Source organism: Anaerotignum faecicola (genome assembly GCA_024460105.1).
Taxonomy (GTDB): Bacteria; Bacillota; Clostridia; order Lachnospirales; family Anaerotignaceae; genus JANFXS01.
In genome coordinates, this window is sequence record JANFXS010000106.1 from 1 (window position 1) to 551 (window position 551).

Below are 551 nucleotides of genomic sequence, written 5' to 3' on the forward strand. Positions count from 1 at the left end.
CCCGGCGGATAGATATAGATAAACTCTTTAGAAACCAGCCCCTCACAATCATCGAGCGGAACAGGCTGTCCCGGAGCGTCCATCGCCTGGGCAATCGTCATGGCAATCTCCGGCCATCCACAAACACGTTCCTTTTCCATCCCGTTATCCACAATTCCACTGCTTCTTTCCCCGGCATTATCCCCGTTTTTCCCCACACAGCTTCCGGCAGAATTCTCACAGCCCTCCGCAGACCGCTTCCGATCAAGATCAATCTCCATAAACGCCCTGCACAATCGTTCCAGCCCTTCATCCGTGTCAGCCACCGTTGTAATCGCCGTCACATAATCCGGCCCGCACATCTCCATCTCCAGCCGGTACTCTCTCCGAAGCCGTTCTTGAAGCTCCGGACCGGTCAGACCGCTTTTCCCTACAGAAACCACAATTTTAGACCGGTCCACATCAAAAACATGGCACCGGCCTTTCACACCGTCAACAAGGGTCAGACACTCCATCTCCATAAGCTGCTGCCGAATACGCTCCAGTCTGCCGCCAAAAGCCATCATCTCATG

The 551-nt window shown here is 54.1% G+C and carries 1 protein-coding gene; it reads right to left on the bottom strand.

Going from position 1 to position 551, the window contains the following annotated elements:
* Positions 1-551, bottom strand: a 551-nt coding sequence (locus NE664_12975) for a decarboxylase (protein ID MCQ4727545.1), incomplete at both ends; no start/stop codon positions are given.